12 protein-coding genes and 3 pseudogenes are annotated in these 17,444 nt (G+C 44.5%); 10 read left to right on the forward strand and 5 right to left on the reverse strand.

The genetic code is table 11. The annotated features are described in order from the left end of the window. Both H0G69_RS10285 and H0G69_RS10290 read right to left on the reverse strand, forming a co-directional pair. Entirely contained in the window at positions 1–411 is a 411-nt protein-coding gene (locus tag H0G69_RS10285) for a PTS sugar transporter subunit IIA (RefSeq protein ID WP_180304659.1), read from the reverse strand. Further along, complete coding sequence (locus H0G69_RS10290; RefSeq protein ID WP_033934797.1) at positions 398–1,879, reverse strand: BglG family transcription antiterminator; 1,482 nt, start codon at positions 1,877–1,879, stop codon at positions 398–400. Before H0G69_RS10290 ends, H0G69_RS10285 begins: the two co-directional genes overlap by 14 nt. Positions 1,880–2,104: 225 nt before the next feature. Here H0G69_RS10290 and H0G69_RS10295 point away from each other — a divergent pair, with 225 nt between their 5' ends. Both H0G69_RS10295 and H0G69_RS10300 read left to right on the forward strand, forming a co-directional pair. After that, positions 2,105–3,484 (forward strand): Y-family DNA polymerase, encoded by a 1,380-nt coding sequence (locus H0G69_RS10295; protein WP_240164391.1) that lies wholly within the window; start codon positions 2,105–2,107, stop codon positions 3,482–3,484. A gap of 211 nt (positions 3,485–3,695) precedes the next feature. Then, a complete protein-coding gene (locus H0G69_RS10300; protein ID WP_180305446.1) occupies positions 3,696–3,869 on the forward strand; it encodes a hypothetical protein in 174 nt (57 codons plus the stop codon). A gap of 432 nt (positions 3,870–4,301) precedes the next feature. On the opposite strand, the gene H0G69_RS10305 is transcribed toward H0G69_RS10300, so the two are convergent. After that, a complete protein-coding gene (locus H0G69_RS10305) occupies positions 4,302–4,655 on the reverse strand; it encodes a hypothetical protein (RefSeq protein ID WP_180305447.1) in 354 nt (117 codons plus the stop codon). A 420-nt stretch (positions 4,656–5,075) separates the two neighbouring features. Between H0G69_RS10305 and H0G69_RS10985 the strand changes: the two genes are divergently transcribed. The 3 genes and pseudogenes from H0G69_RS10985 to H0G69_RS10315 all read left to right on the forward strand — a co-directional run bounded on the left by H0G69_RS10985 (position 5,076) and on the right by H0G69_RS10315 (position 7,845). Continuing rightward, a complete protein-coding gene (locus H0G69_RS10985) occupies positions 5,076–5,312 on the forward strand; it encodes a hypothetical protein (protein ID WP_240164392.1) in 237 nt (78 codons plus the stop codon). Next, positions 5,288–5,827, forward strand: a pseudogene (locus tag H0G69_RS10995) (alpha/beta hydrolase); the annotation flags it as partial. The gene H0G69_RS10985 and the pseudogene H0G69_RS10995, both read left to right, overlap by 25 nt. A 1,007-nt stretch (positions 5,828–6,834) precedes the next feature. Beyond that, the gene (locus H0G69_RS10315; protein WP_180305448.1) at positions 6,835–7,845 is read left to right on the forward strand and encodes a uroporphyrinogen decarboxylase family protein; all 1,011 of its coding nucleotides are present in this window, start codon (positions 6,835–6,837) and stop codon (positions 7,843–7,845) included. Positions 7,846–9,184: 1,339 nt separating this feature from the next. Here the strand turns inward: H0G69_RS10315 and H0G69_RS10320 are convergent. Beyond that, the gene (locus H0G69_RS10320) at positions 9,185–9,514 is read right to left on the reverse strand and encodes a DUF5388 domain-containing protein (RefSeq protein ID WP_006501149.1); all 330 of its coding nucleotides are present in this window, start codon (positions 9,512–9,514) and stop codon (positions 9,185–9,187) included. 15 nt (positions 9,515–9,529) lie between these two features. Further along, the gene (locus H0G69_RS10325) at positions 9,530–10,366 is read right to left on the reverse strand and encodes a ParA family protein (protein WP_180305449.1); all 837 of its coding nucleotides are present in this window, start codon (positions 10,364–10,366) and stop codon (positions 9,530–9,532) included. 766 nt (positions 10,367–11,132) lie between these two features. On the opposite strand from H0G69_RS10325, the gene H0G69_RS10330 reads away from it, so the two are divergent. The 5 genes and pseudogenes from H0G69_RS10330 (at position 11,133) to H0G69_RS10345 (ending at position 16,226) form a co-directional block, all read left to right on the forward strand. Beyond that, on the forward strand, positions 11,133–12,668 hold the full coding sequence (locus tag H0G69_RS10330; protein ID WP_180305450.1) for a replication initiator protein A: 1,536 nt from the start codon (positions 11,133–11,135) through the stop codon (positions 12,666–12,668). Between the two features lie 189 nt (positions 12,669–12,857). Further along, positions 12,858–13,433: pseudogene (gene trpF / locus H0G69_RS10335) on the forward strand (phosphoribosylanthranilate isomerase); the annotation flags it as partial. 87 nt (positions 13,434–13,520) lie between these two features. Continuing rightward, on the forward strand, positions 13,521–14,030 hold the full coding sequence (locus H0G69_RS11185) for an iron-containing alcohol dehydrogenase (RefSeq protein ID WP_338124775.1): 510 nt from the start codon (positions 13,521–13,523) through the stop codon (positions 14,028–14,030). Next, the gene (locus tag H0G69_RS11190; protein ID WP_338124774.1) at positions 14,027–14,677 is read left to right on the forward strand and encodes a dehydroquinate synthase/iron-containing alcohol dehydrogenase family protein; all 651 of its coding nucleotides are present in this window, start codon (positions 14,027–14,029) and stop codon (positions 14,675–14,677) included. Before H0G69_RS11185 ends, H0G69_RS11190 begins: the two co-directional genes overlap by 4 nt. 312 nt (positions 14,678–14,989) lie before the next feature. Then, positions 14,990–16,226: pseudogene (locus H0G69_RS10345) on the forward strand (RNA-guided endonuclease TnpB family protein). Positions 16,227–17,444 lie beyond the last annotated feature (1,218 nt).

Raw genomic sequence — 17,444 nt, forward strand, 5'->3', positions numbered from 1 at the left:
CTATTCTTCTAAAAGACTTTCAATAGTTTTCTTCTCTATGCCTCGTTCACACAGCCGTTCTACAAAAGAATCATCTGCCATATGAACCACAAAATTACTTATCGCTTCATCGTTGCCTTTTACGACCAGAAACGTTCCGGTATCCACTGAATGATTATCAAACCATTCAACTGGGGATCCCAATTGGCTAACGATGATATAGCTATCGGCAATTCCAGGCATTACGACATGCGGCATTACCAACTTTTCCGCAAGCCTTGTGCTCCCGATTTCTTCTCGCTCTCTTAACGTCTGAATGAGCAGCGTTGGATCATTCGAGAAATCGGGGATGATGCCCGCAACGTGTTTAAGCCATTTATCGCGGTTAGGCACGATTACGTTTTTGTCCAGAATTAGCTTAGTCTTCATCATTCAATAACCTGCTCAATCGATTCCTATCCTGTTCGTTAAACATTGCGCTTGAAAGGATCACCTTAGCGTCCTTTCGCGGCACGACCGGTACTGTTGAGACAATCACGTCAACGTCATCGTACTTGTCGGGATTCTCAACGTAGTCGGTCTTTGAAGTGACTCCCACGATATTCAGATCCGGAAATGCCTTATGAATCTTTACGTACAGGAGTTTTGAAGTTCCAATCCCGCTGGCGCACATGATCAGTACTCGCTTTGGCAGGCTTGATTCTTCAATATATTTAGCAAAGTAAAGCGTAAGGAATCCAATCTCATCATCATTGATCTTCCAAGGCAGCTGTAATTCGTTTTCCGCCTTTTTGGTAATTGCCGCGACTTTCTTAAAAAGCTGACCGTATTCTAGCTTGATATCAGCAAGTACCTTATTGGCAACTACGATATGATTGTTCAGACGGTTGATCATGGGCCGAATATGACTGACCAGATCATTCTGAAGCGAGATAACGCGCGATGACCCTGGATTCAATCCAAACTGCTTGATATAGAATTCAGCCAGCTCCATCGATTCAGATGAAGTCTTTTTGTCGTATACGTAATTGTTGTTGTAACGCATCGAAATCAGATATTCCAATAAATAATAGCTTTCAATGGCTGGTATATCGCAGTTAAGATAATCGGCCACGTTCTTGATCACGTCATTGCTTACCTTATAGAATTTTGGATTGGCCTGAATGATCTTCTCATATCGCTTGTTTTTGATCTGCCCGTCCTTAGAGTCGATCATCTTTCCTTGACGAATTCTCTTCATAAGAATGTAGAGATGGGAAAAGATGTTTACGTTATAAGGATAGGGGATCGTTGTATTAAGCAGGCGCTGAATCAATTCCAACTGCGTGGTTATGAATTGATTGTCAAAGCGGCTCAGATCATGAAACTCACTGACGAAATCGTTGATGCTCTCTTGGTTCATGGCATTGCTCTGCATCAAGACTGCGTTGATGGCTCGCCGGATGTTCCGCTCATCACCAACTACCGAAACAAAGCTGCCATCCCGCTTTAAGCTGAGATCATATTTTTGAAGCTGCTTGCTGATAATCGTCAAATCTTGATGAATCAGCTCAATGCTTACGAAGAAGTCCTCATACATCTCTGACACTCGATTGGCCAAAGGCGCGTTGAACAGCAGCTTGGTAAGAATCTGGTTCCGTCGCTCCAATGGCGTACTGTCCAGCTTGTCGTTTTCAGAACCAGTCTGCTTCGTCAATTCGAGATACCGATCGTAATTCAACTTCAACCCTTTGCCACGCTCGGAGACAATGATTGGTTCGTCATAGTGGTCATTGATCCCATTGACGGCTCGATAAATCGTCTTTGTCGAGATGCCAATAGACTTTGCCAACTCATCGGCTGTGACAAAACGATCGCTTTTCGACAGAATCTTTATTATTTTGTCACGATTTCCACTCATCTTCCTCCCTCCTTATCTAAACTATATCAGTCAATGTAAGCGCTAAAAATAAATTAATGTCCATTGTTGTGGACACTCTTTTAAAAATCGTATCAAAGTATAAACGATTATCAAATTGATTTCATTCTCCAGTAGTTAAATATGACCACTTTAATTTCTATCTTTACGAACACTCATTCGCATATTATAATAGAATGCAAACAGAAGTTCGAGGAGGGCAGCAAGATGGACAGTTCAGAAGAGCCGCGGGGGATTTTCCTGGTCATCGACAATAAATCATTCTATGCCACGGTTGAGTGCACGATGCGCGGGCTGGATCCGCTCACCACGCCGCTCGTAGTTATGTCGGAAGCCGAAAATACCAATGGCGGGCTGGTGCTGGCATCATCCCCAATGGCCAAAAAGCTTTATGGCATCTCCAACGTCAATCGTCAGCGTGATCTGCCGCGCAACAACCATTTGATTGTGGTGCCGCCACGGATGAATACGTACATCGAAAAGAACATTGAGGTCAACAACATCTATCGCGAGTTCGTGGCCGATGAGGACCTGCTGCCGTATTCGATTGACGAGTCGATTCTGGACATCACTCATTCCTGGAAATTGTTCGGGGATGATCCAATTGCGGTCGTTAAAAAGATCCAAAAGACCGTTCATGACCGCCTGAAGCTGGTTACCACGGTAGGCGTGGGCGAGAATCCGCTGCAGGCCAAGATTGCGTTGGACGTCTATGCCAAGCATGATCCGCGCTTCATTGGCGAGATCACCTATGACACGGTCAAAGAAAAGATCTGGTCCATCCCTGAGATCACTGACGTCTGGGGCATCAACGAGCGAACTGCCAAACGTCTTGCCGGACTGGGAATTCATTCCATGACTGAGCTGGCTCATGCCGACCCGTTCATTCTCAAGGAAAAGATGGGCGTTATCGGCGCGCAGCTGTATGCCTCTGCCTGGGGAATCGACCGCACCGACCTGGCTGAGGAAGTCCTGCCAAAAGACAAGAGCCTGGGCAACTCACAGGTCCTGCCGCGCGATTATACGAGAGCCGAGGAGATTGAGGTCGTCATTCGAGAAATCGGCTCACAGGTAGCTTCTCGGCTCCGGGCGCATGACAAGCAGGCAGGGGGCGTGTATCTTTCAATCGGCTATTCGCTGAGCACGCCAACGGAAGAAACCGGCTTTGCCCATTCGCTGAAGCTTTCCGATTCAACGGTCGATTCGAATCTCATCAACGAGCAGCTGCTTTATCTGTTCTATACATATTGGGATGGAGTATCGCCGGTTCGCCGCATCAGCGTGGCCGCAACTCGCTTGGCCGACCGCTATGGCGAGCAGCTCGATCTGTTCAATTCGCCCAAGTACGACATGGTTAAGCTGGAAGATACCGTTGACGCCATCCGCAAACGCTTTGGCAAGACGTCAATCATGCGGGCGTCCAGCTTGGAGAAGGGTGGCACGTTTATCGAAAGAAGTCAGTTGGTAGGAGGTCATGCCGGTGGGTGGACAAAGCTTGGAATAAAGAAACCGAAAGCGAAAGGATCTGTGAGCGAATCAAGCGCTGCTTTACCAATCGCTGGCGCACTAGGTACTGGGTCTCCGTAGTCTACTATGAGCCGGAGCATGGCTATAATCTTTTTTTCAACATTCAGCCACGCAACGCCTACAGCCGGTCCATCCCCATTGCTCGACTGGCTGATTGTGATTATTCTGAGTTGCTTGATATTATAACTGAGGTTCGCCAAGCATATCATTTCACGCTCAACTACCTAAACTTTCCTGATGACCAGCTCCGCGAAATGAGGAGGAAATTTCGATGAGAATGCAGTTTTATGATGATCAAGAGGCTGACAAGGTGGCCACGCAGTTTTTCAAATACTACTATCACGATCGCGGCAAGATGAAATGGGGCGGTTTCCTGCTTTCGGAACATACCGCCGCACTGAAAAAGGAAATCGATAAGGAACAGGATGCTGAACATCAAGAATAGCTTTTTCAACAAGATCCGCGCTAAAATCGTGATATAATAGCGTCTGTGCCAAATAATGCACACCTGTTTATATTAATTTACGGTCCATGTCATTTCGACGTGGGCCATTTTTTTGATGAACGAAATCATTTAAGACATTAAAAAATTCAATATATACGTTTACAAATTGTTTAATCATTGCTCAGTCCGTGTTTTGCGTAAGGTACTCTTGCTTTTATCGACTACAAATTGTTCAAAGAAAATAGCGCTGCTTCAAGCTTTTCTCGAGCCTAAAACAGCGCTGTTACTGAATTCTTCGCAACTTTTCAATTGTTGTATCGCATTATTTATTGTGTCATGTAATTAACCGTATCAGATAAATAACTGCATTATTGTATACAACTATTTAGTACCAGAATTTCCAATGATTAGACATAGCCAGGAAGGGGATGTTTAGGCTGCCTGTTTATCGACCATGGCCAGTTTCTGCTGCAGCTCAGCGCGTACCTGGCACAGAATCAGATAATGCTCTGGTCGATTATAGGACGCGGGACCTTCCTTCATCAGATCAGTCTCGCCATCAATCAAACCATTCATCAGCGTGCAGACATAGATGTGCGTCTCAAGCGTCATGTCATCGGTCTGCTTGGATCTGGTCAGCACCCGCTCCGCTAAGATCAAGCAATCAAGGTACATGTCGTAGATTTGCTGATTATAAACGTTATGATCGTTCATCGCGCTGAGGCGTTCAAACTTTTCCATCATTGCGTCATAGACCTGAGTAAACATCGCGGAAACATCAAACATCGCAAAGTCCTCCTTTGAACATAAAAACCGCCTGGACCAACTCTGGCCTGGGCGGCTTCTTTAAGGGAACTTAATGAAAGTAAATTATCACCAAGCAATCAGCCTTGAGATAGAATGATCATCGGCCGCCGATCAGCCCCATATCCAACCGGCTGTCTGCATCATAAAACATTATTATCAGCCGTGCCTATCAGTTTTAAACCTGATTGAACATTCAAAATTGATAGTTTTAAATATAGTTATATTATAGTACAATTGACTATTTAAAGCTACTTAAATCAATAGAAGCCACCACTCATGATCTGTTTAAAAATACTGTTATGAAATAATGATTTTACTGCTAAGATAGGCAAGAAGACTAAAAAATTTGCGGTCGCGATATATTGTCGATATTAATAAATACAGAAAGGCGATTTACTAATGGAAAAACAAATTACAATCAAGCGGGACGGTCTGTCGTTGCACGGATTGATCGATCTTCCCGAGCAAGATGAGTTCGATCTGGTTATTTTGATGCATGGCTTTACCTCCGACCTCGGCTATACGAAACGCCGGGTCTTTTATGACTTAACGCCTGCCTTGCGCAAAAAAGGCTCGGTACTCTCCGCTTTGATTTTAACGGACATGGTAAAAGTGAGGGCTCGCTTTCAGAAATGACGATTTTCAATGAGCTTGCTGATGCCAATGCAGTTCTTAGTTTTGCTCAGCAGCTGAAAGGCGTTCGTCGAATTTACCTATTAGGACATTCGCAAGGTGGCGTGATTGCCAGCTTGATGGCGGCATACTATCCTGACTTGATCGCGAAACTGGTTCTAATGTCCCCAGCCGCCACGCTGATTGATGACGCGCGACTTGGTATCTGTCAGGGCAGCGTCTATGATCCGCACCATATTCCCAATACGGTTACGGTTAAACAGAAAACTATCAGCGGCTTCTACTTTAGAACTGCGCAGCTGCTGCCATTGTACGATATCGCCAAACACTATGAGAGTCCCGTATGTTTGGTTCATGGCACGGACGATACCATCGTTAATCCAGTTGCCTCGCTTCGGTACCATGATGTTTACAAAAACAGCACACTAAACTTGATTCCAAACTGTGATCACTCCTATCTCGATGAGGAGAAACGTCAACAGGCCATCGCAATCGTCTGCGACTTTTTAACTAAATAAACAGTTAAGCATGGCATGATACGCGTCATGCTTTTTTATCAACAAAAAGCCGCGCCCTGGGATGGAACGCGGCGAGGAAGATAATCTGAAAAAGCATGAGAGGTAGGGGATACTTGCTTGATCGTTCATCTGGCAAAACATATTTCAAACAGCATCTTCTCTTCTGCCCCTCTATCTATACTCTATGCAAGGTATTGAGTTTCGCACTTTTTTATTTCAATTTTTTCTGAATCAATGGCAACTTGAAAATGTATGGTTATGGCAGTCCCAAATTGTACAACATTACCTTCATTATTAATCAACTTTTTACAATCTACAATTTACTATTCACTATTTACATTGTATGAGTTTATTACATTATCACTTAAATGCCTTTATATAGCCATTTTAGCTGAGTTCACATTTTACAATTTACAATGCGCAATCTACTATTTACAATTCATTATTCACTATTTACATTGTAAAAGTTTTCGAAAAGCAACAATCAGTATCGCTTAGCCATCATAGATACTACTCTAAATTCGTCATTTTCAGTCCTGTAATTTTTGGCCCCAAAAAGGAATTACTGATATTATTCAAAACTACATGCATAACCCCAGACCGGCGGAGCGTGAGCGGAACATGGGGCTCACTCGAGGCGATGGTAAGCATGGCACATGCGGCCCGCCGGAGAGGAGACCCGTGAAGTGGAAGCAGAGCCGGCCTGGGGACGAACAAAAAATCTCGTTGACATTCTGCAAGGATAAGCCTAGTATTATGCCAACTCTATTTTGTACAAAGGGGGTCGAGATCATGATCAAGTTTGATTTTCTGAATAAAGCTTTGGACATGTGCATTCTAATTATTCGTCAAGCTGACATGATTTCGGCGGGGCGTTTCTTTTAGGATGCACAAGCACTCAACGCATTCTAAACAAGAAACGATTAATATTCCCTATTTTCTATGGGCTGCCGATCATACCTTATTGATCGACGGTCCTTTTTCTTTTACCATGGGAGGTTTTGATTATGCGTAAAGAAGAAGTCTTAAAAGTGCTGCACAATGAATCATCAACGGAGGGCGTACCAATCTCATTCTGGCGACATTTTGCCGACAACGAGTTTACCGATGCGGCCAAACATCCGAAAGTCATCACAACCAATCTGGACGGTCACCAAGATTATCTAAAGGCGGTTGATGTCGATCTGGTTAAAACGATGCTGGACGGCTACTTTCCATACCCATTTCATGAAGTTGGCGATCCGCGCGACCTCAGCCAGCTGGCACAAGTCGAGACGTTAAATGAAGACGACCCATGGATCACGGGACAGGTTGAACTGGCTAAGAAACAGCGCGCGATTGTTGGCGACAGGCCAATATTCGTGACGGTATTCTCGCCATTGATTCTGTTCAAATGGGCACTCATCAAACACTACGAAGAGGCATTAACTCTTGCTGACGAGCGTTTCTTTGATCTGTACGAGCAGAATCCAGAAATCGTCAAACACGTGCTGAACGTAATAGCCGATGATCAGATCAAAGTCGTTAAGGCGTTGCGTGCACAGACTGACATTGATGGCATCTACTACAGCACTCAGTCCATTCAGGATCAGCGCGCGGACAATCATGAGTTCTTTGCTGAAGTCATGGAGCCGGTTGATCTGAAGGTGCAGAACGCCATCAATCAGGAATTCGAAATCAATATCCTTCACATCTGCGGATTCGATGGCGCCACCAATCATCTGGAATGGTTCACCAACTATCCGCTGCAGGTAATCAACTGGGCCACCAAAGCAGACGGCTATACGCTTGGCGAGGGCAAGAAACTGTTTGGCGGTCGCGTCGTACTCGGCGGCTTTGACAACAGTCGCAAGGGCGTTCTTTATTCTGGCGACAAGGAAGAGATTCAAGCCTACGTACGCGATCTGATTTCTGAAGCCGGGACAAAAGGCGTGATTCTCGGTGCTGACTGTACGGTACCGCGTGACATCCCTTATGAGCATCTCAACTGGGCAATCGAGGCCGCGCATAAGCTCTAAACCACATCCCCGATACACTTGACTATTTTGTATATACATTTTGATAAAGCATCGAAGCAAGATGATGAGATTTAATGATTCGCCAGACATTCGCCTCTTGTCTTGCTTTAGATCTAATTCACGGGTTATAAACATGCTGCTCAAACAACGGACTAATCTAAATCATTATTGATGGCTGGTAATTCACTATTTACAATTCACAATCAACTATTTACAATTCACTATTTACATTGTAGAAGTTTATATAGATGTGCTATAAATGCCTTTATAATGGCTTTTTTGTGACGTTAATAATTTACTATTCACTATGAATAATCCACTATCTACAATTTACAATTCACTATTTACATTGTAGAAGTTTTCAAAGGATGAAATTAAAAGCTTCTTTTCATCTACAAAATCAACCATTGATCTGCTGATTTTCAGTCTTGAAATTTTTAGCTCCAAAAAGGAATTACTGATGTTATTCAAGACTACATGCACTCATACATGACCGGAACGTCCTGTATATGCAGAGGGTGTATATGCATCATCCCCCAGGCCGGCGAAGCGTGAGCGGAACATGGGGCTCACTCGAGGCGACGGTAAGCATGGCACATGCGGCCCGCCGGAGAGGAGACCCGTGGAGCGGAAGCGGAGCCGGCCTGGGGGAGCGTTAATACTATGGAACATAAAAACCCCAGAATCGATTTGCTCGACTCTGGGGTTTGCTAGTCCATCACTATGATATTTTATGTTGCATCGACGCGATTTCATCATTAAAGATTTTTAATGTCAGCGTCTGCTTCACTTATTTTTTCTGACTTCTATACCATCTAGTCCTGTCGTGGTTCCGCTCGTTTGGAATCCCTAACCGTTTTCTCTGCTCCTCTTCATACTGTTTCTTCGCGTAGAAACGCATGTATGATTCAGATACCGACCTAGGATGACGATGCAGCCAGAACTCTAAACCGCGGCCTGTGTTTTCCGAATCTGCTTTCTGCTTTTGCTCCGATGATCCCGGACGCTTCTTTGGCTTCTTGGAATCTTCTGGATGTTCCTTTTGCTCCAATTTTTCAACTTCTTTATGTTAAATTACTTTTTCTCTACTATCGATAATTGAGAAATAAAAACTCGACATTGGATTAGTCAATATAGGGGGTATTTCTCTTTTTTAATGAGAGTCATTTTATAGCGCTGCTTTTCCGTTCTTACATCTGGGTCTAATGCTACTACGGCGTGTCAGCTTCGGCAATCCCCAATTCTTCAATAACTACTAAAGGCCTGACTCCAGTTGATCGTGGAATCAGGCCTTTTAGCTTACATATTTATTTAACGTGTCGCGTTCACGCAGCAAATGCTACTTATTGCGTGATGTCAGCATGTCCTTTTCTTCCAGAATACGCAGGATCTGGTAGAAGCGTGACTGATCACTGTTTGGCAGCTGGTCGACGGCCGTGCTGATCATCTTCTTTTCCAGCTCGCGCACGTTCTTGGCCGCGCCAACGTTAACCAATGCCGTCAGCTGATTGCGAACGTGGTTGTCGACCCGCACGTTGGTAGAGTAGGTAACCTGTTCAGAGTTTTGAACGATGTCTTCGCGCTTGACCTGTTTTTCAACAACAAAGTCCGCGCCGTGCTTCATTTCTGGACGTTCATCCTTCTTCATGTCGTGATTTAACAAGCCCATTTTAAATCGCTCCTTTTATTGATTATCCGTTTCTTGCTTGCCCTTGTTCAGTCGTTCGATAATTTCCTTGGCGACCGCTTTGTACGCGTTTTGCGTCTTGCGGTCCCAAGCATCCTTGTCGTTGTCGGTGATCCCGGTCATGTCCATCCGCTTGACCCGTTCCATGATCGTGATGTGGCTGTTGAAAATGTTGTCCTCGCCAAATTCCTCGCTTGCTGACTGAAGAATCTTGGCGTCAACGGAAGAGTCGCGCTTGGACAGCACTGGCAGCAGGCCGATAACGTCAACCTTGGATTGGAAGGAATTGATGATTACCCGCTGCAGATATTCAATCAGGTATTCAGCACCAACCAGAGAACGTTCCTGCGTCTGCAGAACGATGATAATCTGATCGCAGGCGTAGAAGGCCGTATCGTTGGAAAGTCCCAGCGTAGGCGGAACGTCGATAAAGATAAAGTCGTAACGATCAATCAGCTGATCTTCAAGCAGCTTGCGGAAGTAGGAAACACGGCTCTTTTCATCAGATTCCTTGTTCTCAAGAAAACGACCGTACAAAGAGAAGTCAACCGCCGTTGGAATCAGATCCAGATTTTCATTGATTGACAGAATCGCGTTGGTCAGCGGTTCCTCATTCTGCAACACCGTCATCAAAGACTTGTTGATCGTTGCCACGGCAGACTGGCCACGCGTCTTGGTCTTCAAAAAGAGCTGCGTGATGTTTGCCTGGGGGTCAAAGTCGATGACCAGCGTCTTGTAGCCGAGCTTGGACAGGTTGTAGCTGACCAAAGCAGTCGTCGACGTCTTCCCGACACCACCCTTTTGATTGCAAAAGGACATTACGGTAGCACTCATTATTTTTCACCTCATCAATAGTTTTTTCGCTGTTTCGCTAGTTATCAAAAATATTATATCAAACTTTCTCGCTGTAAATAGCAAATAATGAATAATTAATTGTGAATTGTTAACATTAGCAGAGTTTTTCTAATCTATTCTGACACAAGGGATTTCGAATCTGCCAATTTTCTCTCATTCATCTTCCACATTGTAAATTGTTAATAGTGAATTGTAAATAGTTAACTACCCGAAAATCGCTATTGATTTAGGAATATTTATGTGTAATTATTACTTTAATGATCGATATGAAAACCACATGGAGTTGTTAGAGAATCGATCATCCAAAACGGTTGGTCTTGAAGGCGTAAATCGTTTTGAACTTTGTTAGATCAAGACTGCAAAATTTAATCGATATCGGTTAAAATGTCTTTGTAACCGTTTTAATCAAAATGGTTAGAATAAGCAGCAGAATGTTCTTTATAAAACATAAAACGAATTAGAGATTCAGGCAATAAAAAAAGAATCATGAGTGGCCGCTCATGATTCTGAGATTATCCTGAATACTCAAGCACTGCAATCATGATGCTATAATGTAAAGATTGAATGTAAAGATTGAGATATCCAGTTTGATTTATTTTTTAATGTAGTCACATTATAGCATTATTGAGTGCGTTCATCAAAGGCAATTGGCTTGGTCGCATGACTTTTGCGAATTGCTGAAAGTGCTTGAGTGTTTTTGAGATAGTCTCTTTCACTGCCGCTGGTAAGGAAGGAGATTTTTTTTATGACTTCAAAATTTGTTAAAGTCGAGCTGGACCTGCTCCAAAATGACAACTATCGAAAACTCGATGGCAATTCAATGCTGATGTATTCTCTCTACCGCTCACGGCTTGATGGCTCAATCCGCAACGCGCAAAACGGCAACCCACGCTTCATCGATAGCAACGGCCAGCCATTTATCTACTTCACCAACGATGAGATGGCCGACTTGCTGCACACGTCTCGCCATACCGTGACCAACGCTCGGAAAAAGCTGATCAAGTTTGGTCTGATTCATGTTGAACGAACCGGAATGAGTGAATATCGGGTGTATGTCAACAATTACGTGCGGAGTGCAAAATGTGAACACCGCGAAAACACCCAAAACAGCTATCAAACCTCGTCATATCAACAATTCACCCGGAGTACAGAATCTGAACGCCGTAACGTGCAAAATGTGAACACAAGTAAGACAAAGCTATTACATAACTATCTAGACAACGTAGATTCGATTGATTCCTCCGCGAAAAATCGCGAGGAAAAAATTCAAAACGAAGCCATCAACATCGCGTCCGCAAAATCTGACGACACGCACCAGCCAACAGCCGCTGATGATCAAAAAACGAAGCCATCGAATGAGCCGGTTGAAGAACGCTCTTTAGGACTCGTTGACGATAATGATCTGGACTTCGCGTTCGCCCTGTATCGTTCGCAGTTTGGGCATCTTACCAACTACACGGCTCGTTATCTGGAAAGTCTGCAGAAGCAGTTTGGCGCCAGAATGCTGAGCTGTGCCATCAAACTCAGCAAAAGATATTCAATCAGCAATCCACCGGCCTATATCGCCCAGATTCTCTACACGGATCGCGCCAATGGCATCACCAATCTGGACGACATGGTCTATGATCATCTCAAGGCTGCTGAATTCCTGGACGCAAGCTTTTCGACTATGAACCAGAATCGCAAGAAATTCCGGATCATGACGCAGGAGATGCTTAGCCAGTTCCGCAGCGCGCCTAAGATTCCAATTCTCAAACTGCCGGAAGACGACGCGCCAAGTCCCGCACAAAGCCATGCAGCATCTGAATCAGAATACGAGTTCCGTGAAGTGCCGATCATGCCGTCAAAGCAGAATTGGCAGTCCAGCAATCCCGTTGACGCAAACAGCTCAAATTTCACGTGTAACTTTGATCGGAACGCTCAGACATCTAACGCGATGAACGATGCCATTACCCAGCCAAGCGCTCAAAACAATCAATTTGCCGACTATCCGGTAGACTGGCTGACGAAGCGGATCGCCAACGAAAAAAACGTGCCGCAATCCAACGACGCTCAACAGCGAATCGTGGAAAAGGCCATTGGGCAGACCGCGGCTGAATTTATGGACGCCTATCCTAAAGCCGCGCCAGATGACAAGCGTCGTTTCGCGTCATCAGCAAACACGGAGCAGCAGTCGCCAAGTTCAGAGCATGAGAAATTCCAGCCGCCATTTTCGCTTAAGGATTTCAAAAAGCAGATTTTCGGCTTCAAGCAAAACGGTCTCAATCCGGGAATGGCATAGGTAAAAATCGGCAATAAAATTCTCGTCGGGCGACTAGACCAGTGGACGCTTACTGAACGTGGAGCGACGGTACTCGGAACTGATCAGCGAGCTGTCCCAGGAGTATCATGTCTATCGCAACACCATGGCGACCTTGTACAAGAAGACCAATGCTCAGTCGGTGGGTGCATCTCGAGTCGACATCGGCTGGTACCGCTGTACCGGGTTGACCAGATTCATGAAGAATGTCGGCTGCGCGGAGCCAAGATGGTTCTGATCATGCTGACGAACGATCCAGATGAGATGATCGACCTGGCCAAGCGCCTGCGGCCAGAGATTCTGCACGTGGCAGGGGATGGCTACACGGCTGACGAGGAATTCGCCAAGCGTTTGAAAGAAGTCGCTCCTGACACTGAACTGATGCAGGCAGTGCTGGTTGATGGCAAGGGAGCCATTGAGCGCGTCAAGAAGGTTGATCCATTCGTCGACTACATTCTGCTGGACTCTGGCCTGGCTCCTGACACGGGGATTGGTACTTCCGGTCAGACGCACGACTGGAATATCGATGCTGAAATCGTCAAGTCGGTCAATGCCAAGGTAATTGAAGCTAGTGGACTGGGACCAGATAACGTGGCGGACGCGATCAAGAAGATTCGTCCATACGGCGTCGACTCGCTGACCAAGACGAGCATCGAGTACGACCACGGCAACATGGAAAAAGACATTCCAAAGGTCAAGGCGTTCTGCGAGGCCGCTGACAAAGCCGCAGCGGAGATTGGTCTGTAGAATCCAAAAAGCGAGACGATTAACGCGATCCAGAGTCAGGGGAGGCTCTGATTGTCATCAATCAAGAGAATGCGAGGGGCGTGGAATATGAAAATCAGAATGCAGCAACCGATCAAGGTCGTCGTCGAACACGATCTGGCCAAATCAATCATGGAGATTCTCAAGCTAGAGGATAAACGGCGCGTAATGGTAGTGCTCGATCAGTTTTTGATGGGCGTGCCAGCCGTACAGGAAATGCTCGCCGAAATGGATGAGAATGGCATTGAGACGGCGGTCTACAGCGAGATCGTACCAGACCCGCCTGCCAGCGTCATCAATAAGGGCGCGGAATCAATGAAAAACTTTGGCGCGGACTGCGTGATCGCAATCGGTGGTGGGAGCTGCCTGGACAGTGCCAAGGGAATCGACATCGTGGCCAGCAATGGCGACAGCCGCGATATCCTCGACTACGTAAAAGACGAATCGCTTATCCGTGACTTCAAGTGTCTGATCAGCGTGCCTACCACGGCCGGTACTGGGAGCGAGATGTCCAACGCGCTCGTAGTTACCGATGAAACGACCCTGAGAAGAATGCTATCTTATCGGACCGCATCTTGAGTGATTACGCGCTGCTGATCCCTAAACTGACGCTGAGTCTGCCAAAGCGCCAAACGATTGCCAGCGGTTTGGACGTCTTCTCGCACGCCGCAGAAGGCTACCTGTCCAATCTAAGCAGTCCCGTGGCCTATGCCATCTCAGAAAAGATCATGTTCCTGTGTGCCAACTATCTGCCTAAAGCGGTTGCGGAAGGCCAGAACATTGAGTATCGTGAGCGAATGATGGTGGCTACCAACTTGGCGGGCTGGATTCTTAACCAGTCTGGAACCATCGTGGCGCATTCAGAAGCTCACATTCTGGGATCCAAGTATCATTTCGTCCATGGTGAGGCGGTTGCCTATGCTCTGCCTTCCGTGCTTGAGATGTCGGTCTCTGTACTGTCTAAGAAGGTCAAGGAGATTGGCAAGATTCTGGGCGCCGAGTTTACTGGAGATGAAACACCAGACGAAATTGGCGCGATCACCAAGCAGGCCTATCTGAAGTTCCGTGACGAGCAGGTCGGACTGCATCCATTTTCCGACTATGGCGTCTCGAACGAAGAGTTGGCCAAGAACGCGGATGAGGTGCTTCATGAACGATTTGCCGGCAATACGTCCTTTGAGCTGACCAAGGAAGAGGTTACCGCGCTGCTGAAGTATTTCGGCTAGTGGTGACGTTAATTTAAAATAAGCCAGGTCGTGACGAGTTCATTGATAATGCATAGGCTGGATACCCGCTACTTTAGTGGCGGGAGGAACCCCCCATTCAAGAGGTTGGGAAAAAACTATATTTTCAGATGAATTTTAGAGAATAGTAATATTAAAAATCGCTAGAAATCAACGTTTTCAGCAACGTGGTTCCTAGCGATTCTTTAGTTTTGAGACTTTTTTTCCAACCTCTTCTTTTTTACCTTTTTTCTTTCTTAAACTTCATATATAAATATAGTATAATTAAGCTATGAAGAAAGTGAGGTGAACCTAATGCAACAAGCCATTACTATTAAATGTAAATTAAAGTTACAGTCACCACTCGATGAATCAGCTTTAGCTAAATCTTTAGAGAATTACCGGCAGGCTTGTAATGCAGTTTCTCAGTATATGTTTAACCATAACTTTGAAATGGCTCAAGCGAAGTTAAATAAGGCGTTGTACCATCAATTGCGAAGCGATTATGGATTAAAAGCGCAAATGGCTCAGTCAGCAATTCGTAATGTCGTTGCTCGTTACCGAACCGTTAAAACACAATTGGCTCAAAAGCCTTATCGTTATAACACAGGCAGGCAGGATCAATACGGCAATGATATTTGGGAAAGTGAGTCCCGCACTCTAGAGTGGCTGTGGTATCCTATCAGTTTTAAACGACCTCAATTAGATTTACAACGCAATCGTGATTGGTCACTTAAAGACAATCATGTAATGTCTATCAATACAGTTAATGGTCGTATAAAAGCACCATTTACTTGCCAAGGATTTGATCAATATTTAGACGGCACTTGGCAATTTGGTATAGCTAAGATATTACATATTGGCAGTAAGTGGTACATGCACATTAGTGCAACCAAGGAACTGCCAGACTACCTAAAAGAACAATCACAACATGTAGTCGGTATTGATCGAGGATTAAGATTCTTGGCAACTGCGTATGATGAGCAAGGGAAAACGTTGTTTTTCCAGGGTCAAGAAGTAATACGCAAGCGCCGTAAATTTAAACGATTACGCCAACAGCTGCAAAGCAAGGGAACTAAATCAGCCAAGCGCCGATTAAAGAAGATTGGTCAACGAGAGAACCGCTGGATGACTGATGTCAATCATCAGTTGTCAAAGACACTCGTTAACCGTTATGGTGCTGATACCCTTTTTGTTTTGGAAAATCTAGTTAATGTACGATTTGCGACTGAAAAGGTTACAAAAGCAAAGCGCTACGAACAAGTATCCTGGGCTTTCTATCAGCTAGGCCAATTTTTAACTTATAAGGCTCGTTTAGTCGGGAGCGAAGTAATTCAAGTTTCAGCTAATATACACGAGCCAACGTTGTCCAAAATGTGGTCGCATCTGGAAAAACAATCGTAACCATCAAGAACATTTGTATGTTTGCGATCGATGCGGGTACAAATCTAATGACGATCGGATTGGCGCCATGAACATTCAACTCTTGGGTACTCAGTATATTAGCGGCAATGAACGTCCATCTTTTAGTAAATTAACGACTAATGAGTAAACCTCGTTGGTTAAACGGGTGTCGTCAACCACCCGATGATGTAGCCACAGCAGAAGAAGCACGTTAGTGCGTTACTACTTCTAAGCCGTTAGGCTTGTGAGCTGCAAGCCACCGATTTTAATCGGTGGTAGTTGACGGCTTGGCTTTTTCTTTGGTTTTAGACGCTCCCCAGGCCGGCTCCGCTTCCGCTCCACGGGTCTCCTCTCCGGCGGGCCGCATGTGCCATGCTTGCCGTCGCCTCGAGTGAGCCCCATGATTCGCTCATGCTCCGCCGGCTTGGGGGATGCATATACACCCTCTTTATATTTATATACAGGAAGTTCTAGTCATATATGAGTGCATGTAGTCTTGAATAACATCAGGAATTCCTTTTTGGGGTTAAAAATTACAGGACCGAAATTGACGGATTTGGGATAATATCTACGTCGGTTAAGCGATACTGCTCGTTGCTGTTTGTAAACTTATACAATGTAAATAATAAATAATGAATTGTAAATAATAGATTGTGCATTGTGAATTGTAAAATGTTAACGTAGTATAAACCGCTATACAAAGGGTCTTAAGTGATAATGTTATAAACTTCTACAATGTAAATAGTTAATAGTAGATAGTGGATTGTAAACAATTAATTGTGAATGATAAATTATCATCAATGATCGAGGTTGATAAAAGAGGATTAAAGGCCATTTCAAAACTCGCCAAAGGTTAAAGAGCTGCCATATTAATTGATTGAATCGGGATTGGCAAAAGCCAGTTCCGATTTTTTAATATCAGAAGACGATCCGCTGATCATAACGGGTCGTCTTTTTTGATGAATGATGAGCAGGTATCTCTTGTTTTTTGATATCTTTATCGGCAGACTTTTGCTTATTTAATAAACTCCAACAATGTAAATAATGAATTATGAATAGTAAATAGTAGATTGTAAATTGTGGAAAGTGGATTATTTACGGTTAAGATATGCTGATATATGGGCATTTATATCCCGTTGCAGAAAACTTCTACAATGTAAATAATAAATTGTAAATAGTAGATTGTAAATTGTGAATTGTAAAAAGTAAATAATCCACGATAAAAGATTGGTTCCGAGTTGGTTCAACTTACACTCCGCTGACTTGGTTTATTTGTCATAATTTCAAAAATTTTTAGGGCTTTTTTTCATACATAGACGCTTATTGTCCGGATTGGTTGATAAAATCAAAATTGAGGTGAAGAATT

The sequence above is a fragment of the Limosilactobacillus mucosae genome, from assembly GCF_013423865.1.
Lineage (GTDB): Bacteria > Bacillota > Bacilli > Lactobacillales > Lactobacillaceae > Limosilactobacillus > Limosilactobacillus mucosae.